Consider the following 22,537-nt stretch of genomic DNA (forward strand, 5'->3'; position numbering starts at 1 on the left):
CCCAAAAATCTTCTAACAGCGACTGTTCTCGTAATTCTTAATTGCTTTTTACTTGGCTACCGTGGCTGCGAGGATCATCCTGACTAACTTTGGCGGGTGTAACGGGTGATTGGAAGGCAGAAACCTGTCCCCCAGCTTGGGCGTAAGGCAGAGGTACAGAAGCAACAAGGGCGTCAATGTTTGCCTGCATGACGGGACGAGGTACCTCACCGATGGTTTGAGCGATCGCGTCTCCGTTATTGCCGAAATATACAAAATGGGGAATCCCATCAACGCGGTAGCGCGTCATCTCTGGCAACCACTTATTGTTATCCACATTCAGCATGACAAAATTCATCGAATCAGCATACTGCTCTTTCAGTTCGCCCAGATCCTTTGCCATCGCCTGACAGCTGGTACACCAGTTCGCATAAAATTCCATCAACGTCGGCTTGCCATTGCTCAAAGCCACTTCTAACGGTGTAGATTGCTCAGCTTGGGTGTCCAGGGAAACTGAACTTGTCTCAGTTTGTAGTCCCAAGAATAGGAAAACGCTGAGGACAATCGCTACTAAAGCAATCAAGAAGTTTGTGACACGTTTCGCGCCGGTTCCTAGCGACGGCGGCTGGGAGGTTGCAGTTGATTCAGGTGAATTCACAGCCATCGAAGATTTTTTCACGATTGTTATAGATGAGCTACCTTTAGTGTACCAACTCCCTCCAGAGCAACCTTTGCCGTGAAAAAACGAGTAACGTTGACTTTTCCCAAACGAGCGATTCAGATGCCAGTGACTTATCGACTGGCGAAGGATTTTAATGTAGCGGCGAATATTATTCGTGCCCAAGTGGCACCCAATCAAATTGGGAAGCTAGTGGTGGAACTTTTGGGCGATATTGATGCAATAGATGCGGGAATCGAATGGATGCGATCGCAAGACATCAGCGTTTCTTTTGCCAGTCGCGAGATCGCGATCGATGAAGACGTTTGCGTTCACTGCGGGTTATGCACTGGCGTTTGCCCCACAGAAGCTTTGACGTTAGAACCGCAGACATTTCGGCTTAATTTTACGCGATCGCGCTGTATTGTCTGCGAACAGTGCATTCCCACCTGTCCCGTAGAGGCAATTTCTACTAATTTTTGAATTGAAAATGCCTCTTTTTGGCGAATTGAGTCCAAGACTAGGCGATCGCATAATTGTAGTAACCGCAGCGCTCTTGAATGGCAGCGATCGCATCGAGGATCGTGCTAAGAGCAACGCTATTCTCCGATTTTAAGAGCATCTGGCGCAGATAAGGTAATGCTCCAGCGCTGCCGATTTTCCCCAAACTATAGGCAGCCTTCTCCCGAACGCTAACGTCTTCGTGGTTAACAGCTTGCCTGAGCGCCCCTACAGCCGACGGGCTATTGATTTGACCTAATGCCCAAGCAGCACTCCCTCGAACGCTAGCGTCTGGGTGGTTGAGAGCTTGTCGCAGTGCTGCTACCGCCGCTGGAGTGCCGATTTGACCTAATGCCCAAGCAGCGCTTCCACCCACAGTCGCGTCTTCATCGTTCAACGCCCCCAACAGCCCCACCACCGCAGCCGGAGAACCGATTTCCCCTAAAGCCTCCGCAGCCTTCTCGCGCACCCGATAGTCGGTATCGTGCAAAGCCTCCAGCAGCCCGGTTACGGCAATCTGGCAGCCAGTGCTACCTAAAGCAGAGGCAGCATTTTCGCGCACCCGATAGTCTGTATCGTGCAAAGCTTCTAGAAGTCCCGCTACCGCCGCCGGGGAGCCTATTTTTTCTAACGCAGCGGCAGCACTTTGACGAACTCCAAAGTCTTCATCATGTAACGCTTGTCGCAGCCCCACGACGCTGACTTCACTGCCGATTTTCCCTAAAGCCTCAGCCGCTTTTTCTCGAACATCAAAGTTTGGATGGTTTAAAGCTTTCAGTAGCGCCGCTACGCCTTCCTCCTTGCCCATAGAACCCAGGGCATAGGCAGCCATCCAACCCACCCACGAATCGTCATCGTCCAAAGCTTCTAAAAGCCCAGCGACCGCCGCTTGGGCAGGCGCAGGCTCGATGCCCTTTCTGCCGATTTTCCTTAAAGCATAGGCAGCACCCCTGCGAACATAAAAGTCACGATCCTTTAAAGCTTCTAGCAACCCTGACATTGCCGCCGGAGAACCGACTAAACCTAACCCATAGGCAGCACAACTGCGAACCTCATAATCTTCATCTTTCAGCGCCTTCAGCAGCCCCAATACTGCCAACGGATTGCGGGTAAGGCCTAAGCCGAATGCAGCCCTCTCGCGCACCCGATAGTCTCGATCCTGCAACACTTCCAGTAGTGTCGCCACCGCCTCCTCGCTGCCAATTTTTCCTAAAGCATAGGCAGCTCTTCGGCGAACATCAAAGTCGTCATCGTTCAACGCTTGCCGTAGCGCCATCACCGTTTCTTGCGTGCCAATCGAACCTAATGCTTCGGCTGCTTTTTGACGCACCCGATAGTTTTCATCATTTAACGCTTGCAGTAGCGCTGATACCGCCTGCTGAGTGGGAATTTGACCTAAAGCATAGGCAGCATTGTAACGCACCCGAAAATCTGCATCGTTCAAAGCTTCCAGTAGCGCCGACACTGCTTCCTCGGTGGGGGTTTGACCTAAAGCGTAGGCAGCTCTCCCACGCACATCAAAGTCCTCATCGTTCAATGCTTGCCGCAGCACCCCTACGGCTGCCTGGGTACCAATCGCGCCTAAGGCATAAGCTGCACTCTCGCGCACCTGAAAATCTTCATCGTTCAACGCTTGCCGCAACCCCATCACTGCGGCATCGGTGCCGATAGAACCTAATCCATAAGCTGCACTCAAGCGAACACCAGAGTCGTCATCGTTCAATACTTCCAGCAGCGCTGTCACGACTGCATCGGTGCCGATGGAAGCTAAGCCATAAGCTGCACTTTCACGCACCTTAGCGTCAGGGTGGTGAAGCGCTGGGAGTAGGCTGGGGATTGCACTATCAGAGCCAGTGATGCCTAAAAGTTGAAATTTCAACTCTTGAGGAACTTCTAGAGAAGCAACTAAACCGACGGTTGCGGCTTGAAACTCCGGTTTAACGGCTCCTGCCATCTGTGCGCCTAACCTCAAATCCACTTCTAAGGCTAACTTCACGACTCGCACTACCTGAGCTTTTTCCTCCAAGCGCTGTAACATCTGCACTATGGGGTCTGTCCATTTCAGATAATTTAAATACTCCTGCTTGAGCTGGTCATCACTCAGTGAGAGTACCTGTTGGAGGAGGTTTTCGGCGGTGTAAGATTCCTGAATCGGTTGGTGATGCAATTCCATCTAGTTGCCTTCTCACATTTGAATCAATGGGTGCTTGAGCAAACCGTCTAGGCTACGTCCGACTCAGCAAAAAAATATATGACTTTGATTTTAACGAACGACGACGGAATAGACGCTCCTGGAATCCGAGCGCTGCACAAGGCGATGAATGGCAAGGGGGTGATTGTGGCTCCTAAAGACCATTTATCCGGATGCGGTCATCAGGTGACGACGACTCAAGCGATTCATGTACGGCGTCGCTCGGATTTTGAATATGCGATCGCGGGTACTCCCGCTGATTGCGTTCGCATTGCGCTTACGCATCTTTGCCCTACTGTCAAGTTTGTCCTTTCTGGCATCAACGCCGGTGGCAACTTAGGAGCCGATGTTTACATTTCAGGGACTGTCGCTGCTGTGCGCGAAGCAGCCTTTCATGGGGTTCCGGGGATTGCCGTTTCCCACTATCGCAAAGGCAAACTGAATGTCGATTGGGATGTGGCGGCGAGGTGGACGGCTGGAATTTTAGCCGATCTACTCAACCGTACCATTGAACCGGGAACGTTTTGGAATGTGAATTTGCCGCATTTGTTACCCGGAGATCCCGATCCGGAAGTGGTGTTTTGCGAACCTTCTCGGCAACCCTTACCAGTTAACTATCGCGTTGAAGGCGATAATTTTTACTACGTCGGAGAATATGCCAAACGCGATCGCACTCCTGGTAGCGATGTTGATGTCTGCTTTTCCGGCAAAATCGCCGTAACTCAGCTGCGACTTTAAAAAAGGTGAGGTAAGATACCGCTCCCATAAGAGTTAGCGAAAATCCCTTAATGCAGTCCCTTCGTGTAAGATAGCCAAGGTTAAATTGAACTCAATAGTGGTGGAACCATCCGAAGCACAATACCTAATTCTCAACGCCTTAGATACCTTAGAGCTACTTAGCAATGCGGTGTATGATGAAGACACAGGAATTTGGGTAATTGAAACCCCTAGCAATGTCTTACCCTATGCTCGACTCCTGCAAAATAGCGATATTGTTCCTATCAAATGGGTATCGGAACGATGACAAAACCTACTGAGATTGAAAAGCAACAGTATGCAAGAATAAAAGAACTTTTTGCTTTATCTCGACAGCGCTACTTGGATGCAGGAGGCGATCCTCGAAAGCGCCCAAGTGGTCTTAAAGGTGATGATTACTTGACCGATGAAGAAAGGCAAGAACTATTTGCGATCGCTCGCGGTGGAGTTAAAATCATCGGGGACGAAGTTCACTGTGAAGGGCGGTCTTGGAAAATATCCGCAAAAGATATAAATAATTAGAATTAATCAAAATGCGAATTTTAATCATGGGCGGAACCCGTTTTATCGGGGTTTATCTAACAAAAATTTTGGCGGAACAAGGACATGAAGTGGTGCTGTTCAATCGGGGAAATAAACCAGCGCCCGTTGAAGGTATCAAACAAATTCAGGGCGATCGCACGGATGCTTCGCAACTAAAAGAAAAGTTATCTCAAGAAAAATTTGACGCAATTTTTGATAATAATGGTCGGGAATTGAGCGACACCCAACCTTTAGTAGAAATTTTTAAGGATCGGGTGCAGCATTTTATCTACATGAGTTCTGCGGGTGTGTATCAAAAGTCAGATCAGATGCCTCATGTAGAAGGGGATGCCGTCGATCCAAAAAGTCGTCACAAAGGTAAGCATGAAACGGAAGCTTACCTAGCACAACAGAAAGTGCCTTTTACGTCGATTCGTCCTACCTATATTTACGGCCCTCAGAATTATAACGATCTGGAAGCTTGGTTTTTCGACCGGATTGTGCGCGATCGCCCAATTCTGATGCCCGGACATGGCTTCCATCTCACCCAACTCGGTCATGTGAAAGACTTAGCGGTAGCAATGGCAGCAGTGCTGGGCAATTCTCAGGCAGTGGGACAGATTTATAATGTGTCGGGCGATCGCTATGTTACTTTTGATGGTCTAGCGCGTGCTTGTGCGATTGCAGCCGGGAAGTCCCCTGAGAATTTACAAATTCTCCACTACGAACCCAAAAAGTTTGACTTTGGCAAACGTAAAGCTTTTCCTTTCCGACTTCAGCACTTCTTCGCCTCAGTAAATAAAGCCAAGACTGAACTAAGATGGCAACCAGAATATGACTTAATTTCTGGCCTAAAAAACTCGTTCCAGAAAGATTATCTTGCCTCTGGTCGGAACAAAGCCGAGATAGATTTCTCAATTGATAACGAAATTCTAGAAGCAGGCTAAATCAATCACAAACACCCGAAGACCCAAAAGAGCGATTAGTAGTAGAGATACGATTCATCGTGTCTCTACTAGCTAACCGCTGAGGGTTGCTCGGTTTTTTGGGGGAGAAGGTAAATAACTCCAGAAATCAAAGTAAAGGCAACGGAAATCCAGAAAGCAATTATGGCGGGAATTTCCCAAGAGACAGGCAGGGGTGCGATCAAAAGCGCGATCGCAATAATTTGACTGACTGTTTTTAACTTGCCCCAAATATTCGCTCCACTAATGGTCGTTTTGTTAACGCGCCAACCAGCGATCGCTAACTCTCTTGCCAAAATTAGAAATACGCCCCATGCCGGTACTTGACCGAGTTGAATGAGCGGCAATAGGGGAGCCAACACCAGTAATTTATCAACTAACGGGTCAAGAAATTTACCCAAATCTGTAACTTGATTCAGTTTACGAGCCAAGTAGCCATCCAACCAATCGGTAGCCGCCGCAACCAGAAAAATTACCAATCCCACAGTGCGAGTTTCCGTTGTTGGGGTGTCCAGGCAATAAAGCAGAACTGGCAACGCCAGTAAGCGAGATAAAGTAATCCAGTTGGGTAGCGTCATAACAAGCATCGATCTGATAAGTTAAAAAGACTGTAGACTCCGGACGGTTTCGCGTCCAGAGTCTACAGCCTGAAATTCTAAGTTTACAGTTAGCGATTCGCGATTCGCTTTTTAACAAGCACCTTTTTTCTTCACAACTGCCATCACCGTCTTGAAAATCAAGCTGACGTCGTAAGCAACAGACCACTTTTGCTGGTAATCAATATCCATGCGGACGATGTCTTCAAAGTCTTGGACGCTAGAACGACCGTTCGCTTGCCACTCGCCAGTAATTCCCGGCTTAACATTCAATCTTTCCCAGTGATGAGCATCGTAGCGCATGACTTCATCAACGGTCGGCGGACGGGTTCCTACTAAGCTCATGTCTCCCATTAGAACGTTCCAAAACTGCGGGAATTCATCTAAGCTGGTGCGACGTAAGAACTTACCGATGCGGGTAATTCGGGGGTCATTTTCGTTTTTAAAAATATGCCCTTTCGCTTGGTTATCGACCAGATGCTTGAGCTTCTCTGCACCAACAACCATCGAACGGAATTTCCAGATGCGGAACTTGCGTCCATTCAAACCGCAGCGAATCTGACTGTAAAAGACAGGACCTGGGTTATCCAGTTGCATTGCGATCGCAACTGGAATTGTAATTGTCGCTGCGATCGCTAACCCCACGACGCCTCCCAAGATATCAATCAGCCGCTTCTCTTTGCTAGTGACAGATGGATGACAGCTTGGCTTTGCAACATCAACCAGGTAGATTTCATCAAACGCCGACGAAGCAACGTCGAGGGATTCGGGGAGGTGGGAAGTAGTAATCACTGTTTTTAAGTTGGCTTCTAGAATCAGGTTGCTCTTATGTCAATATAGGCAACACCCCTTACAGATGAATCGTAGAAAGCCCTTACTTTACCGAATCTTTAAGGGAATCGGTATTTTTTTAAGTTTTGTTAGAAGTACGGTTGACAAGCTACAGATTTCAATTATTTAATCCTCTGCCTGTAGGAGGATTGAGAAGGATAATTCTTTTTACCTGAAAGTACGTCGTTACGCGTCTCTTGCGGGTCAGAACTTACCCGGCAAGGATTGAGAAGGATAATTTTTCACCTTGAAGTACTCCTCCCCAGTCTTTTGCAAACAAAGATTTTTCCCGATTTTCCTCCGCACGTAGGGGGAATTGCGGAGGGATGTTCTTGTGACTGAATACAAGCAGTCTCGGATCTCATCGCTAAACTGTTGCCGGTACTAACAAGTCAAAAACTAATGGTTCTTCTAGTTTTTGATAAGTGCTTGTCAGGATAGTGTTTAAATAGCGAAGATAGCGATCGCCCTGCTGAGCATTCAGTCGATACATCTGGGTCGCTTCTTTCTCAAAAAGTGGAGCCTCTGCGATCGCTTGATAGTCAGGATTTTGCTCGGAGGTGGAACTCAGCAGTCCAAACTCGGCTTCCGACGGCACGATACCCGCAGGCAGCTTTCCTTCCAAAAGCGCCATGACGCGAGAATAACAAACCCGCGTATTAATGCCGCGATACTCTAATAACTGCATAATTTCATTCAGCGGCAGCGGTTCTTCGGGTAAAGCGCGTAAAAGTTCCAAAAGCAGAAAATAATCGCTGTACTGCTGCGTTTGTTGCTCCAACAGTTGAGGATACAGCGGTAACGTAGCCAAACCGTAAGCTACTGGACTACAGTTTAGGGTTGAGTCGTTTGCGCCAGTATCCCGAATCAAGACTGCTTTTGGGAGTTTTTGTCGTAGCCATTGAGCGATTTCTCCGACTGCTGCGGTTCCGCCAGTACAGATAATTTGATGAATTCCTGATGCGGGTATCCCTGCCTGAGTTAGCAGCGCATTCAATTCTTGATTCAGTTTTTCAAGAAACGGTTTGAACACGCGGTTTTCTAAATCTCGGCGTGTCACCAAACAGGACTTTCCGCCCAATTCCACAGTATAGCTGTCTTGCTGTTGCAGAATTCGTTTGACAGAATTGGCAGCTTCCAGAAGCGCTTGTCCTAGAGGAGAACTTTGCAATAACGATGCCAAGCGATCGCGCGTCGCTAAATCGGGTTCCCCGGCTTTGGGAAGGCTCAAGGATGAAGAATGGAGGATGAAGGATGACTCGAATTCATCTTTCATTTTGCCTTCTTCATCGTTCAAGAGTAATTGACCGATGATGTCTTGATCGATAGCGTTGCCTGCATAGGCGAGACTCCGACAAGCAAACTGGGAATACGTTAAGTCTTTAAGATTTTCGGGCAAATTCACCACAGCGAGTTCGATGGTAGTGGCACCCGCGTCGATCACCAGAGTCCCGCCTTGCCAGGGGACTCCCGGTAAGGTTGCACCTTCAATTCCTGCCAACAAAGTAGCGATCGCATCTTCAAGAAAGAAGATTTCCTCCGGATTTTCCACCAGATGGGCACCCAGTACGGCTTCGCGAATGTTAAAGCGGTAGGTATCTCCCCATTTAGCCGGACAACCGACAATCACACCACTCAAGCAACTCATCGCTGCATTCAGCGTAGAGGGCTTTAAACCAGCAGCACCCACCAAATTAGGCCTCGATTGTTCTGTTGGGGATAGCGGGTTTCCCTGCCTTCCTAGAGGTCTTAGAGTGGCAAATAACGCTTGCAATGAGCGCCCCAGCCAGTAAAGGGAAATTGGCTGGTCGAGCGACCACTGCAATATCGGCTCCCATTTTTTGGCAGATGAATAGTAAGGAATTCCCACCTTCAAGTACGGTTTAAAGCCTTGAATAAAGACTCCTTCTTTACGATTGGCAAGAGAAGACGCCAGAACACCCACTGCGATCGCCGCTGGCGTATGCGCGTAAGTGTTACTCGCGGCTGGTGTATCGGCGTAAGCGCTACTCGCACCCCCCGATGACTGCTCTGAATTGCTCCAGGCTGGCCCCGTGTAAGTCACTGCGGGTAAACGAAAGCTGGTTTGGGTAGATTCTGTCTGTCCTTGGCTTATCCAATAGATGGGATATCGTTCACCCGTCGAACCATTTAACAAAACCGCAGACACGCCAGTTGTGCCAAAGTCAATACCTAAGTACCAGGCATACTTGCTGACATTCTCCGCAGGCGATGGTTTTGCAGACTCAAGGACAGTGGAAGAATGTATTGAATTTGGATTCATGATCCCGATCGGGAGCAATTTTGTACTTTCTAAAACGAATGGGGATTCAAGGGTAATTTCCTGAGTGGGTATCCCTACGGAGTTTTTTTTTCCGGGTTCGATGAGTCTGAAAATATATCCAGCTCCAGATCAAAATCGTCAGTTTGAGGCAGCGTCGGCTCAGAAACGGCTTCTTCCTCGGTTGCCATTGGTGGATTGTTAGGGAACTGAGCGATCGCATCGTCTGGTGGAGCGATCAGTTCTTCCAATCGCAATAATTCTTCCTGCCAATCCGATTCCCCTAGGTGTGTTATTTCGACTTGCGAAATTTCTGGCATTTCCTCAAATTCCCAGTCGCCTAAATCTTCTTCCTGCAACCCAGTTAGCGCATCAATATCGGCATCGGACGCGATCGCCCTTTCTCTGGGTGTTTCTAGACTCTGTTCCTCATCGGCAAATAATTCCCACGATTCATCGAACTCAATCGATACTGCTGTCTCCTCACCAGTAATTTCTGGCGTCTGTTGTGCTTCCGAGTCAGAGAAGTATTCTTGCTCTAGCGCCGCCGTTTCAGTAGGTAGTAGATTGACTTCTTCGGGGAAGAATGACAACGATTCATCGAAATCAATGGTGGCTGGTGCCTCCCTTGACGGATTGGCTGACTCCTCCCACTCCCAGTCGGCAACGTATTCTTGTTCTAACGCCGCCGTTTCGATTGGTGGTAGCTCTAAATCGACTTCTTCTTCGGGGAATACCAACGATTCGTCGAAATCGATGGCGGCTGGTGCCTCCCTTGACGGATTGGCTGGCGGTGGCATTTCTTCCCACTCCCAGTCAGCAACATATTCGTGTTCCAGCGCCGCCGTTTCTGTAGGTAGCTCCAGATCGACTTCTTCGGGGAATACCAACGATTCATCGAAATCGATGGTTTCTGGCATCTCTTCTGGCGTTTCTGCTGACGTGATTCCTAACGTCTGTTGCTGGGAATCGGCTATGTATTCTCGATCCTCCTGTATTCCTACTTCTGCTTCTGTTATCGAACTTAGCGAGGGCGATACTTCCGACGATTCATCAAGATTAGCGGGGGGAAGAAAAGCGATCGCTTTGTCTGGCGCTGGGTCTAAGGGTTCTACAGGGAACAAGGAAGCCAAATTCCAATCCGCTCTTTCATCGGCTGTTGTCGTGTTCGCCGTTTCCGGTTGCTCCTGAGGGGAATTTTGTGGATGGTGAGCGATCGCGTTTTCTGTTTCTGAACCTAAACTGAATTCCCCAGACGGCAATCTTTCCGACTCCTCATCTGTTCCAGGAACAGAATCCTCATCCACAAAGCTATCTAGGGCGAGATCATCCCAATCTTCCATCAACAACTCATCCAGTTCCGTCACTGGCAAAGCTTCCTGGTGTCTCGTCCTCTGGGTTATTTCTGACGCTTCTGCTTGTGTTTCAACAGCGTCAACCGTCCCTTCTGGTATCTCCGTCCCAAAAAGCTCTTCCTCCTCTGCGAACCAGTCATCTTGAGTCTGGATTTCTGTCGCGTTATCGCTAAAATCCGCCTCTCTATGGCTCCTCTGCTCCTCTGATTGCGGAAATACGCCCTCCTGCGGTGCCTCAAAGCTAGACAGATCTTCACTCAGCAGTTGCAGTGTATCTCTATCCAGCCAGAAAAACTCGTCTTGGTCAACTGAGAAAGTATCCATCGCCAGCAGATTTTCGTCTGGCGAAGCGGGAATGTAGATATCTTCTTCCAGACTTGCAGCTTCCTCGGTTGCAGGTTGCTCTGTATCCTGGATTTGAGTATTCTGGATTTGAGTATTCTGGATTTGAGTGATTTCCTCCAGACTCGGAGGTGTGACCCTCGGTAAGAGAGATTCCGCTGGCAGTACTTCCTGCTCCTGGAACAGATCCTCCTGCAACAGATCAGTTAGTGCCGAAATGACCAGATCCCCTTCTTCCACTGTTTCAGGATTGAAGGCTTCATTGGTTTCGACATTTTGATCTTCACTGGCAATCGTCGGAGCGATCGCCCACTTCTCAACTTGGATAACCGTCTTTTCCCAATCTTCGGGAAATAAAACATTTTCCCAAGAGTCCTCGACTTGCTCGACTCTCGCAGGTGGTTGCGCGATCGCGGCATCTTCAGCGGGGTCTTCCAAACCGGCAAACAGGGCATCTTCTAAAGAGTCCTGACTGCTATAAGGGCGAGGGTTCCTCTCTCCGGCTGAATCTTGAGGAATGATTGGATTTATACTTTCTGCTTGAGTTTGGGTATCTCGGGCGGGATTATTCTCCGGTTGTTTCTCAACTTTTTGAGCTTGTTGTTCGGGACTCTGTGGGATTGGCGGCGTCCCAAACAAGCTTTCAAAAAAATCGTCGATTTCGTCGCGCTTCCTGTCGGGAATCGTGGGAAGGATAGGCTCCGTCTGGAAGATAGTTTTCATATCATCGTCATCCAGCGATGCCATCTCCAGATTGCCCAAGTTCTCTAGATTCAAGTCTTCCAGACCGCTACTCTGGGCACCAGAGGTAGGGTTCGATGGAGTGCTAGCAGACGATGCTGTCCCAAAAAGATTATCCTTTGAGGAGGCTTGCCTTTGTACCGACTCCCCTAAGCGGTCCGTTGGCAGATTGAACTGGGGACTTTGCGACTGCTCCTGTTCCACCGAGCGGAGGGGCAATTCAACCCCCGGATACGGCAATGGCTGTCTGGCGACAGGAACATCATTCGGCGAGAAATTGAATTCGTTGCGATTAGAAGGTGGAGAGGAGGGTTGATCCAGCGTTTGGGGTTCCCTCTGGGGATAGGGCAGTTGCAGAGCGCCGATTCCTGGTGTTGTCGCAGCCGGACTCGCGCTACTTGCATCTACTTGTGACTGCCGAGACGATTGCAAAATTGCTGAGGCTTCTTGCTGGAACTGCTCGGTGAGCTGATTTACCAACTCTGTAAACATCACCTCGCTTTGCTGCCCCAAGTTGTGCATTTTATCAAGTCCTTGGGCTAAGGACTCTTGATAGCTAACAAGATTGCGTTGCAGTGCCTCGAAGACTGTACGAATGGTTGAATCCAGCGTTGCTAGCAGTTGATCGGATTTTGCCTGTAACGTTTGCAGTTGTTCCAGGCGCTCTCGCGGATGTAAAGGTAAAGAATTGCTAGATATCGCGTCTGAATAGCTAGGTGAGAAATTATAGGGTTGTTTTTGACCTTCTGGAGGGAGTACCTCAGCACTCAAAAACTGAGTTTCCAAATTTCTCAGGGTTTGAGCCATCTGTTGCGTGAGAGTTTCCTGCAAGCGACTAGAAAGTACCTGCAAAAATTCGGAAATCAGTTGCTGCTGTGCCGCTTGTTGCTGAGCAAGCGTTCGATGGTGCAGCCGATAACTCTCCATCTGTCGAATCTCTAAAACCAGAGATTCCCGCTGTTGGCGAAGACTCTCCAGATCCCCCTGCAAGGACTGCATCAAGCTGGTTCGCACCGCTTCCATGTCTTGCTCAACCGCTTGCACAATCTGTCGTGCTGTTGCCTGCGGTTGGTATTCCTGATGCTGAGCTTCATCTCCAGCGCCTGATTGTTGCCGTGAGACTAAATAGGTACGAACCTGCTCCAGAAGCCGACGCTGCTCTTGGACATCAACTGACCTGAGCCAAGGCCGACGGGAGCTGGCCTTGTGGAGGATGCTGTCAATGTTAGCGATTAGTGTAGAAATCGCATCCGTCTCGTGAGTCACAATGGAATCCCTGGCTAGAACGATTGCACAGTTATCAGAAGTTACTATACTGCCACTGCCTATAATGTTAGACTGCCCAACAAGAACAACTTATATTAAACAGGGTGTTGCATCTACCGGGTGAATTATTTCAAGACTGGTAATTCTAAATGTAGATAGAATTTTGGGTTGTAGCGTTTTGTCACCCAATGGGTACAAAGAAAGCGATCGCCCAAAATCAAAGCGTTTTGGATTAAGATGTGAGTTTTGCTAGATGCGTCAGCAGCGAGTCGCGGGTTTCCTCTATGAGGATAATAAAGATAGGGTCACTGGCTCAATGGGTGCCTCCTAACTCTGATTGGTACGCTGCCAAGAGCCTCCTGTTCAGCCTAATTATCTTCGAGAGCGTAAACACCATATTCGGGAGATGCCGACCTGATTGCTGAAAGTTTCCGGCTCAACGGTTGCTCTTGATTCAAACGCTACCAGCTAGCCCCACTCCAGTGGGCCACTCTTTATCAGTTCTTAGCTTTTTCATTTGTGTTGGCCCGATGGAAGACCGATACACCCCCCGCGAACCGAACTCTAACATGAATGCGTTGATTCGCTCCACACCTTTGTTTACCGGCTTACCAGAGACCGTTGTGGAGAAAGCCACTTCCCATGTCGTCACTCGTACCCATCCTGCAAATCAGGTGATTTTGCTGGAAAATGACTGGGGCGGCTCTGTCTACTTTATTCTGGAGGGTTGGGCGAAAATTCGCACCTACAACCTTGATGGTAAAGAGGTAACGCTGAATATTCTTGGCAAAGGAGAACTTTTTGGCGAAATGGCAGCGTTGGATGAGGTTCCTCGTTCAACGGATGTAATTACGCTAACTCCTACGACGATTGGCAGTATGCCTGCTCAAGATTTTGTTCAGTTAATTCATAACGAACCACTAGCAGGCGTTCGCTTGGCTCAGCTGATGGCAAAACGCCTGCGTCAAGTCAACCGTCGCCTCCGATTGCGAGAATCAGATAGTATGTCCCGCGTTGCCGACACGTTATTATTCTTGGCAGAAGGACAGGGAAAAACTGCCCAAAAAGGAACGATGATCCCCAATTTACCCCATCGTGAGTTAAGCAGCCTCAGCGGTCTGGCGCGAGAAACGGTAACGCGGGTTTTAACAAAGCTGGAAAAAAAGGCGCTGATTATGCGCGACCACGATATCTTGTGCATTCCCGATTTGGCGGCTTTGGAACGGCTAATCGTCTAATAAATATACGGCAGTGGCACTCTAAGTGCCTAACTGCCATTTATCTGGGTGCCTAATCATGGGTTTTCAGAAAATATTGGTTGCTATCGACGACTCTTCTTTATGTCAGGCTGTCTTCGCTCAAGCGCTGGAATTGGCGCAGGCGAATCGTGGAGCAATGATGCTGCTACATTGCCTCAATAGCGAGATACTCGGAGAAATAACGCCACGGCTCTCTGGTGAGATGGGTTTGTATCCTCAGATAATGACATCCTATGAGAATCATCACCTCACGATCGAAAGGCGAATCCAGCAGGTGCAAGATTTGCTACGAAGTTACTGCGAAAAATCTACCCGTCAGGAAGTGCCAACGGAGTTTGATTACAAAGTAGGCGAGGCTGGGCAAATGCTATGTCAAGCGGCTGAGAATTGGGGTGCCGATTTGATTGTGATGGGACGCCGAGGGCACAAGGGGTTGACAGAAGCTTTGCTGGGGAGTGCGAGTAATTATGTGCTGCACCACGCTCCCTGTTCGGTGTTAGTAATTCAGGGCATAGATACGGAGCATCCTGAATCACTGGCGACTGATGAAATAGCGGATGGATAAAGGGATACTGGAAATTGGTAATGGGTCTTGTGATTCTCTCCTGAAGCTGCTGAAGCTCGGCTCAAAACGGGAATAGAGGTTAAATTTAGGATCTGGCTTTGTTTTTTAATCTGCATGAGCGATCCTTTTGAAGACAGTCAAGCTTCTGGTCTGGGTAATTCTCAGAAAATCGAAGATGAGGCGAATCTAAGCGAAACGCCCCCGGCAACCAGTGCCCAAGGGAACAATTATTCCGAACCCCAGGTGAAAGCAGTTGCTCCCCTGATTATGGTGGAAACTGCCTTTCTAGCTAGTACCTGTAGCCTGATTTGGCTGATTAATTATTACTTTCCAATGGGACCGCTGCTGCGGATGTTTTTCCCAATCCCGATTGCCCTCGTATACTTGCGATGGGGGCACCGGGCGGCTTGGATGGCAGCGTTGGTTTCTGGGTTGCTGTTGTCCGTTCTAATGGGGCCAACTCGCAGCATTCTGTTTCTGATCCCCTACGGTCTCATGGGTGTCCAACTGGGGGCTTTGTGGCGGCGCAGGAGCAGCTGGCTGTTCTCGATTGGTACGGGGACAATTATTGGTACGTTTGGATTCTTTTTTCGGTTTTGGCTGCTGTCAATTTTATTGGGGGAAGACCTCTGGGTTTACATGACTAGCCAGGTGACGGAACTGGCAGAGTGGGCATTCGTCAAGATCGGGCTACTGCAAGAGCCGAGTCTCTCTTTGATTCAAGCGATCGCATTGGGCGCGATCGTTCTCAATAATGTCATCTATCTGTTTGTCGTGCATCTGGTGGCTTTGCTGCTACTCGATCGTTTGGGCAACCCGATTCCCCGTCCCCCTCATTGGGTACAAGTGCTGCTGGATTATGAAGAATGAGGGTGAAAAGTTAAAGGTTGATTTCACCTTTTTCCAGTTGCTTTGAGCCGCACCACGACTCAACCCTCAATCCAAAACCCAAAACTCGATGATTCATGTCTACACTCAGATAGAACAGGGACATCGATGGCTCCAGCGATATCGGGGACGCCCATCGGTGTTTGCTTGTATTTTGGGCTTTACCGCCACCGGGCTGATCCCCGGTATTTCAGCAGCTGGAGCAACGCCAGAGGATCGACAATATACAGCGATCGCAGATGCGGAATTTTTGTATAAAGGCCCTCAGCCTCAGCCTCAATATCCTCTGCCTCCTCTGCAAGCGGGTGCCTCTCCAGTGCTAATCTCCCGCGCGGTGGTTGAAGCACTTGGTATTCCCGTTTATTTATTCAATGCTGGATTGCCCCAGCCGCCAACTGTTCCAGTCATTGATTTGGAAGGTGCCCCTGCCCAGTGTCTCAGCGGCGGAAATGCTTTGCCTCTCGCGACAGTGAAACATCTGTGGGAACAAGGACTGATTTGGGGGCAAAAACTAGCGGCAAGTATCCCGGATGGGTATTTAATTCTGGGAGAGTGCGTGGTAGGGGGAACGACAACGGCTTTGGCGATTTTAACGGGCTTGGGTGTCCCCGCTGCCGGTAAGGTCAACAGCAGCCATCCTAGCTGCAATCACGCGCAAAAGTGGGCGGTGGTGGAAGCTGGGCTGAAAGCCTTTAGGAGCAGAGGAGACGAGGAACATCCTTTTCAAGACCCGTTACATCTGGTTGCGGCAATTGGCGATCCGATGCAAATTGCGGTTGCGGGGATGGCGATCGCTGCGAGCCGCACTTGCGGTGTCATGCTGGCTGGTGGAACGCAAATGCTGGCTGTCTATGCCTTGATGCAAGCGCTTGGGCGTCAATATTCCCTATCTTGGGAACCCGAACAAGTTGTGGTGGGAACGACTCGCTGGGTGGCAGAAGATCCGACTGGCGATACGGTCGGGTTAGCAAAAACAATTAGCCCAGTCCCCTTATTGGGGACTGGGCTGAGTTTTGCGCCCTCTCGTTATCCTCAACTGCGGGCTTATGAGCAGGGATACGTTAAAGAAGGCATGGGTGCGGGCGGATGTGCGATCGCGGCTCATTTAACTCAGGGTTGGCACCAGGAGCAATTACTCCAAGCCATTGAAATGTTAATCGAGCGTTGTTGAAGTCTGAAATATGAAGTGTGAAGCATAAAGTCAGTCTTTATTCTTTCTTCTCTATCTGCAAGCCTTCATTCTTTCTATCTGTATCCCGCCTGCCGAATGTTTAAGAGTGGATTCGCTGAGAGAGTAACTGTTCTTCTAAAGCAGCAATGCGATTATAGGCAGCGGTGAGCTGTGCCGTTAGCCGTTGGATTTGAATGGTCGGTGACAAATCTTTCTCGCTGCTATGAGAGTTACTATCTACAGAGTTTGTATCAACTAAGACATCTTTGTGCTCCATTACTGGAGACTGATTGCTGTAGCTTTTATAGGCATAGCGGCTATTACTGACTCCTAAAGGTGCGGGTGTACCTCCTTGGATAGCCGCTGCTTTGCTTTTAGACAAAGCTTCAGAGACTTTTTCGCTCAACTGGTCAATCATTTCGTAAAGGACATCAACTTTATGATTTAAAGTGATGACTTGCTTTTGAAGTGAATCCATGCAATTCCCACTAGGCGTTAACTTGATTTCTTTCATGTTATAAAAAAATAGTTAAAAAACTGTTTTACTTACAAATTATTTAACTATTGAGCAAGATGAATTTATGAAGCTGGAGTTGGGATCGATTGAGCCTTTTTAGGTCAAGGCTGAATAAACATGAAAAGCGGTTTTTCTAGCAGGATTTATGATGTAGAAATATTAAATTCTCAATTCTGAAGATTTATTGGAAATTTTCGCGATTCTAGCCCTATATTCCGTTTATTTTGATTTTCAGCCCTAAGAAGTTCCTCTATCAAAAGGAGGAACAGAAAATATACTTATCGAATAGATAAAGAAGATGGCAACGGCGATCGCAGTGCAAAAAACTGTAGCAAAGGCTAGAACCTTTATCAGTACCGAAGAACACGGACGTATGCTAAGTTAATCAAGCAAGCTAATTACCTTTTACTTGCGTTAAATATTGCTTTTTTGGAAAAAATGCTCAGCATCAGAGAGTTTTTTAGCGCTTGCACGGGGGTATGGACAACAGAAAGAATGTATCATTCTGTCCTTAGCGGTCAGATTGAACGCTCTCATACTGAATATTCGGTAAAAGCCCTGACATGGGAACAAAAGCAGCAAATTTTGTCCTTTTCTTCGTCAAATGGCATAAAGGTAAATCTTGCCCAAGCAACCGAAGAAGAAAATGCCTGTCCTGGGTTTGCGATCGCCTTTGATACCGTCTCGGAAACGGGCGAACGAGTATCCATGAGTTTGAAGGCTTTATTTGTGCCGGATGCCTACGTGGTGCCTGGGGAATCGCCCGCCGAAATCCCCGCTCCACCGATCGTGGCGGAAGTTGTAGATGGGGAAGCGATTAAGGGTTTTTATCTGCGGGATGAGGGATACTCAGAAGCGGGAGCGATCGCGGGGCGCTTTACCTATCAGCCCACTCGCCAAACGCTGGAAATGATCACCTATTATCGACGTTCTGTTGCGGTCGATCAAATGCGGATTGTAGCGCCGGATACGCGGCTCAGAACAATTATTACTTACCAACGACCCGAACCCGGAGAACAACCAACGGTAATCGATTTGGTCGGCTTTGGTGTCGAGCGCCGACAAGCGCTATAAACAGCGAATAGCGAATTGCTAATCAGAAGGATTGCTAGTTGCTACAACTATGAAGAGACGGTCTTTTCTGCTGGGTGCTGGAACGCTGACCTTGAGTCAGATGCTTGCAGGGTGTGGAAATTCCCAAAACCCCACACTAAGAGTTAGACTTCTGAAAAATTCCATTCCTGCTCAGCTATTAACTAAATTTCGCCAGAGCCTCAAGCAATCGACAACTCTAGATTTTACGGCAGCCACACAGTTAAAAGATTTATTTGCGAGTCTAGAAACTTGGCAGAATCCCGGTAAAGCGAACCAGGGCTGGGGTCGGAACTTACCGCTGATTACCTCGAAAAAACCCGTTATTGCCGATCTAGTGACTTTGGGAGATTTCTGGTTAGCACAGGCAATTGAGCAGAAACTCATTCAACCCCTCGAACTTACACAGGCGGGAGGGTGGAATCAATTGCCAATCCGATGGCAAGAACTGGTGAAACGCAATAGTCAAGGTCAATCTGACCCCGCTGGAAAAATTTGGGGTGCGCCCTATCGCTGGGGAAGCACAGTAATTATCTATCGCCGCGACAAATTCAAATCTTTGGGATGGACACCGACGGATTGGCAAGATTTGTGGCGAGAAGAACTGCGCGATCGCATTTCACTTTTAGATCAACCGCGAGAAGTGATTGGTCTAACCTTAAAACGGTTGGGTCATTCTTACAACACGGAACGGATAGACAGAATTCCTGAGTTGAAAAATACCCTGCAAAAGTTGCACCAGCAGGTGAAATTTTACAGTTCCGATACCTATCTGCAACCATTATTGCTAGGAGACACCTGGCTGGCGGTGGGTTGGTCAACAGATGTATTGTCGGTGATGAAGCGCGATCGCAACATTGCTGCGGTGGTTCCTGTGTCTGGAACCGCCTTGTGGTCAGACTTATGGGTGCAACCTGCTGGTGCTGCTGCGAATCCTCTGTTGCAAGATTGGATTAATTTTTGTTGGGAATCCAAACCGGCTACGGAAATTTCTCTGTTCAGCCGCGCCGCCTCGCCAATTGTTGCTGGTATGAACCCAGCAGAGTTACCTGAATTTTTAAAAACAAACCCCGTCTTGCTGCCAGATACTCAGATACTGGACAAGAGTGAATTTCTGTTTCCGCTTCCCCAGTCTACGGCGCTTGCGTATCGTTCCCTGTGGCAGGAAATCCGCCCAACGGTTTAGAACGAACTCGCAGACTATCTTGACCAGAGGAGATAATATCGAGATCGCAGACGACTGGAGTGGTACTGAAATTACAAGTGTAGGTTGCTAGCGGTTCTTGTGGTTGATTGGCAATAAACACCCTGGTGTTGTAGCCATAATCTCTAGCAACCGTCCCAAAGTTGTTGACAAAGCTATAGCGTCCTATATAGTTCAGAAGACTCCAGAGTTGCCGGTTTACAACTAAATCCACCCGCTGGCGATCCGGGTACGCTAGCCAGTTCTCTAGTAATTTGCCACCAAACTGTTCCTCCGCCCACCAAAGGCTGGGAACCGTTGGTTTAGCTTGGGACATGCTATCGGCTCTAATGACTGTACTTCTCGGTGGGCGAGACTCTAGATCGAGTAGTTTTAAGTCTAAAGGTTCGGTAGAAGGCAGTAGTGTAGGTGGTGTTTGTGCCTGCACTAACAAAGGGCCAAGACACGAAGTAAGAATTGCTAAAGCTGATAATAGCAAGGAAGACGCAATCTTTTTTTCTGTTTGGTGGATCTGACTTCTGGCAGCATTGTTATCTGCCGTGTACGCCTGCCTAAATCGTTTAAGTTTCGCTCCAGGTTTGCTTGGTTCCTGTAGAGGTTCCATTTTTACTCGCGCTAATTCATGCAGTTATTGTCTGATAAGAATTGCGAATGGTTCCGGCAATTAATTCCGTGAATGGCTGTAAATAAACGTGGATTACTTCATACAACTTGCATCGGCAACCGTTTACCGCCACTTAACAATGTTTCCAATTCGGCTGCGGGTACGGGACGGCTAAATAGATAGCCTTGCATGGCATCGCAATGCTGCTGGCTTAAGAAAGCGAGTTCAGCGCGAGTTTCTACTCCCTCAGCCGTAACTTTCAGATTGAGATTGTGAGCGAGTTGAATCACGGCGGTCATAATTGCTCGGTTTTGGGTATCGCTAGTAACATCCTGAACAAAGCATCGGTCAATTTTCAAAGTGTCGAAGGGAAATTGTTTGAGATAGCTCAAGGAAGCATAGCCAGTACCAAAATCATCAATTGCGATGTGAATCCCCAACTGTTTCAATTCATTTAAAGTAGCGATCGCCATCGAAGCATTTTGCACGAGGATACTTTCAGTCAGCTCTAATTCCAAAGCATCTGGGGTTAAACCTGTGGTTTCTAACACTTGGACAATTCGCTGGCTTAAATCAGCTTGGCTAAATTGACGCCCAGACAGGTTCACTGACACGCGGAACGATGTAAATCCAGCATCTCGCCATTTTTGCGTTTGGGCGCTGGCAGTTTGCAATACCCACTCGCCAAGCGGGACAATTAAACCCGTTTCTTCTGCCAGCGGAATAAATTCAGCGGGTGAAACCAGTCCCCGCGTCGGGTGCTGCCAACGCACCAAGGCTTCTGCACCGCTAATTTCTCCGCTTTGGAGATTTACTTGGGGCTGATAGTACACTTGAAATTCGTTTTGTTCTAAGGCACGACGCAGACTCGCCTCTAGCACCAGCACTTCGCCGTAATCAGCCTTGATATCCGTTGCATAAAACTGATAGTGATTTCCTCCCAGCTTTTGGGTGTAAGACATCGCTGCTGCTGTCATCTTCATCAGGGTGTCTAAATCTTGCCCGTCGTTGGGATAGAAGGTAATGCCAATGCTGGCAGTGAGGAAGATTTGACCGTCTTCTAAGGAGAAGGGTTCATTCAGCGATGACAAAATCGCTTGGGCGACACTGGCAACCGTTTGTCTTTGACTTAAGGTTGCCAGAATAATTGCAAATTGATCTAAATTCAATCGCGCAATCGTGTCCTGTCGGCTGAGACAGGTGGTGATTCGTTCGACAATTAGTTTAATTAATCGGTCACTCCCTTGATTTCCCAAGGTGTCACTAATCCGTTGAAACCGATCTAATCCTAGAAACAGCAGCGGGACAGGTTGAACGTTGAGTGGCTGCTGGGCAGAGGCAAGAGGCGATTCGTTCTCCTGGGTTTTGGAATCGCTTTTGTGTTCATCTTGCCGCTTACTGATAACTTGATTAAACCGCTCTCGCAATAGCAAGCGATTGGGAAGGTTTGTCACGCTATCGTAATGAACTAAGTGATTGAGTCTTTCTGCTGCTTGCCTGAGCGCTAAGGTATAGGGTTGAGTAATGGCTCGTTGTCTTTCGAGTCGGGCAGCGATCGCTTTGAGTATTTCCTCAGGCGTACAAGGCTTGGTTAAATAGTCGTCTGCCCCTAATTCCATCGCTTGACGCAAATCGGCTTTTTCAGCTTTGGCAGTCAGAAAAATGAAGGGAATTGTTGCGGTGACAGGATCTTGACGCAGCGCCATCAAAACACCAAAACCATCTAAATCGGGCATCATGACATCGCAAATAATTAAATCTGGGCGAATCGTTCTTGCTATCTGTACGCCAGCAAGACCATTTTCTGCACCTGTCGCCTCGAACTCTTCTGCCTCCAATAGTTCTAATATGTTTTCGCGGATTGCTTCTTCATCTTCAATAACTAGAATTTTTGCCATTTCTCTAAATTTCCTTTAATTTATGGTTTTTCTTACAAAATCAAACTTTTTATTTCCCCGATGTTGTGCAAATTATTTAATTTATAAAGGTTGTCCTGCTTCCTGAATTTAGATTTTATCAATCTGTAATAACATTTATTTAAGTGAAATTATGCACCCTCTCACTGGATAAAAGTCTATTTTTATACTTTTTCAAAGCCAAATCTACCAGCAATATCTATGGGGTTATCCATAAATATTAGACAATTAATTCATTATAATTTCACTCGCAAGGGAAAGTAAATTAATTGAATTCAAAATTTTATATTTAATGCTTATCAAAAATAAATATAAGAAGTTCTTACCTTCCTATAGT

Annotated in this window: 20 protein-coding genes; 11 read left to right on the forward strand and 9 right to left on the reverse strand. The window is 48.0% G+C overall.

All coding sequences use genetic code 11. The features are described 5' to 3' along the window. Window positions 1-37: 37 nt before the first annotated feature. On the reverse strand, window positions 38-643 hold the full coding sequence (locus tag NDA03_RS06635) for a thioredoxin family protein (RefSeq protein ID WP_190439919.1): 606 nt from the start codon (window positions 641-643) through the stop codon (window positions 38-40). A gap of 72 nt (window positions 644-715) precedes the next feature. Between NDA03_RS06635 and NDA03_RS06640 the strand changes: the two genes are divergently transcribed. Continuing rightward, entirely contained in the window at window positions 716-1,120 is a 405-nt protein-coding gene (locus NDA03_RS06640; protein WP_190412776.1) for an NIL domain-containing protein, read from the forward strand. Between the two features lie 37 nt (window positions 1,121-1,157). On the opposite strand, the gene NDA03_RS06645 is transcribed toward NDA03_RS06640, so the two are convergent. Next, a complete protein-coding gene (locus NDA03_RS06645) occupies window positions 1,158-3,311 on the reverse strand; it encodes a HEAT repeat domain-containing protein (RefSeq protein ID WP_348237638.1) in 2,154 nt (717 codons plus the stop codon). A gap of 78 nt (window positions 3,312-3,389) precedes the next feature. On the opposite strand from NDA03_RS06645, the gene surE reads away from it, so the two are divergent. From surE to NDA03_RS06665, 4 genes are all read left to right on the forward strand, one after another. Beyond that, window positions 3,390-4,067 (forward strand): 5'/3'-nucleotidase SurE, encoded by a 678-nt coding sequence (gene surE, locus NDA03_RS06650; protein WP_190412778.1) that lies wholly within the window; start codon window positions 3,390-3,392, stop codon window positions 4,065-4,067. 100 nt (window positions 4,068-4,167) lie between these two features. Next, complete coding sequence (locus NDA03_RS06655) at window positions 4,168-4,353, forward strand: hypothetical protein (protein ID WP_190412893.1); 186 nt, start codon at window positions 4,168-4,170, stop codon at window positions 4,351-4,353. Then, window positions 4,350-4,607, forward strand: coding sequence for a hypothetical protein (locus NDA03_RS06660; protein ID WP_190412779.1), 258 nt, complete (start codon window positions 4,350-4,352; stop codon window positions 4,605-4,607). The genes NDA03_RS06655 and NDA03_RS06660 overlap by 4 nt, the downstream gene beginning before the upstream one ends. Window positions 4,608-4,618: 11 nt before the next feature. Next, a complete protein-coding gene (locus NDA03_RS06665; RefSeq protein WP_190412780.1) occupies window positions 4,619-5,554 on the forward strand; it encodes an NAD-dependent epimerase/dehydratase family protein in 936 nt (311 codons plus the stop codon). A 68-nt stretch (window positions 5,555-5,622) separates the two neighbouring features. Here NDA03_RS06665 and pgsA read toward each other — a convergent pair whose 3' ends face one another. The 4 genes from pgsA to NDA03_RS06685 form a co-directional block, all read right to left on the reverse strand. Beyond that, window positions 5,623-6,150, reverse strand: coding sequence for a CDP-diacylglycerol--glycerol-3-phosphate 3-phosphatidyltransferase (gene pgsA, locus NDA03_RS06670; RefSeq protein WP_190412894.1), 528 nt, complete (start codon window positions 6,148-6,150; stop codon window positions 5,623-5,625). A 111-nt stretch (window positions 6,151-6,261) separates the two neighbouring features. Further along, window positions 6,262-6,900, reverse strand: coding sequence for a sugar transferase (locus NDA03_RS06675; RefSeq protein WP_348237684.1), 639 nt, complete (start codon window positions 6,898-6,900; stop codon window positions 6,262-6,264). 466 nt (window positions 6,901-7,366) lie between these two features. Next, complete coding sequence (locus NDA03_RS06680; RefSeq protein ID WP_190985958.1) at window positions 7,367-9,283, reverse strand: hypothetical protein; 1,917 nt, start codon at window positions 9,281-9,283, stop codon at window positions 7,367-7,369. Between the two features lie 74 nt (window positions 9,284-9,357). Then, on the reverse strand, window positions 9,358-12,984 hold the full coding sequence (locus NDA03_RS06685; RefSeq protein ID WP_348237639.1) for a hypothetical protein: 3,627 nt from the start codon (window positions 12,982-12,984) through the stop codon (window positions 9,358-9,360). Window positions 12,985-13,514: 530 nt separating this feature from the next. On the opposite strand from NDA03_RS06685, the gene NDA03_RS06690 reads away from it, so the two are divergent. The 4 genes from NDA03_RS06690 (at window position 13,515) to cobT (ending at window position 16,867) form a co-directional block, all read left to right on the forward strand. Beyond that, complete coding sequence (locus tag NDA03_RS06690) at window positions 13,515-14,222, forward strand: Crp/Fnr family transcriptional regulator (RefSeq protein ID WP_190412784.1); 708 nt, start codon at window positions 13,515-13,517, stop codon at window positions 14,220-14,222. 58 nt (window positions 14,223-14,280) lie between these two features. Continuing rightward, window positions 14,281-14,808 carry a universal stress protein gene (locus NDA03_RS06695; RefSeq protein ID WP_348237640.1) on the forward strand — a complete coding sequence of 176 codons (528 nt, stop codon included), beginning with the start codon at window positions 14,281-14,283 and terminating at the stop codon, window positions 14,806-14,808. Between the two features lie 114 nt (window positions 14,809-14,922). Further along, window positions 14,923-15,678 carry a DUF2232 domain-containing protein gene (locus tag NDA03_RS06700; protein WP_348237641.1) on the forward strand — a complete coding sequence of 252 codons (756 nt, stop codon included), beginning with the start codon at window positions 14,923-14,925 and terminating at the stop codon, window positions 15,676-15,678. Window positions 15,679-15,766: 88 nt separating this feature from the next. After that, window positions 15,767-16,867, forward strand: coding sequence for a nicotinate mononucleotide-dependent phosphoribosyltransferase CobT (cobT, locus tag NDA03_RS06705; RefSeq protein ID WP_348237643.1), 1,101 nt, complete (start codon window positions 15,767-15,769; stop codon window positions 16,865-16,867). Between the two features lie 100 nt (window positions 16,868-16,967). Here the strand turns inward: cobT and NDA03_RS06710 are convergent, their stop codons facing one another. Next, window positions 16,968-17,381 carry a hypothetical protein gene (locus tag NDA03_RS06710; protein ID WP_242029081.1) on the reverse strand — a complete coding sequence of 138 codons (414 nt, stop codon included), beginning with the start codon at window positions 17,379-17,381 and terminating at the stop codon, window positions 16,968-16,970. A 441-nt stretch (window positions 17,382-17,822) separates the two neighbouring features. On the opposite strand from NDA03_RS06710, the gene NDA03_RS06715 reads away from it, so the two are divergent. Both NDA03_RS06715 and NDA03_RS06720 read left to right on the forward strand, forming a co-directional pair. After that, window positions 17,823-18,458 (forward strand): phycobiliprotein lyase, encoded by a 636-nt coding sequence (locus NDA03_RS06715; RefSeq protein ID WP_348237644.1) that lies wholly within the window; start codon window positions 17,823-17,825, stop codon window positions 18,456-18,458. A 49-nt stretch (window positions 18,459-18,507) separates the two neighbouring features. Further along, the gene (locus NDA03_RS06720; RefSeq protein WP_348237645.1) at window positions 18,508-19,662 is read left to right on the forward strand and encodes an extracellular solute-binding protein; all 1,155 of its coding nucleotides are present in this window, start codon (window positions 18,508-18,510) and stop codon (window positions 19,660-19,662) included. Here NDA03_RS06720 and NDA03_RS06725 read toward each other — a convergent pair. Then, a complete protein-coding gene (locus NDA03_RS06725; RefSeq protein ID WP_348237646.1) occupies window positions 19,610-20,284 on the reverse strand; it encodes a hypothetical protein in 675 nt (224 codons plus the stop codon). The two genes, NDA03_RS06720 and NDA03_RS06725, sit on opposite strands and share 53 nt — an antisense overlap. Before the next feature lie 98 nt (window positions 20,285-20,382). Beyond that, window positions 20,383-22,182, reverse strand: a complete 1,800-nt coding sequence (locus NDA03_RS06730) for an EAL domain-containing protein (protein WP_348237647.1) — start codon at window positions 22,180-22,182, stop codon at window positions 20,383-20,385. Between the last annotated feature and the right edge of the window lie 355 nt (window positions 22,183-22,537).

Origin of the sequence: Trichocoleus sp. Lan (assembly GCF_039961855.1) — a bacterium.
GTDB lineage: Bacteria > Cyanobacteriota > Cyanobacteriia > Cyanobacteriales > FACHB-T130 > FACHB-T130.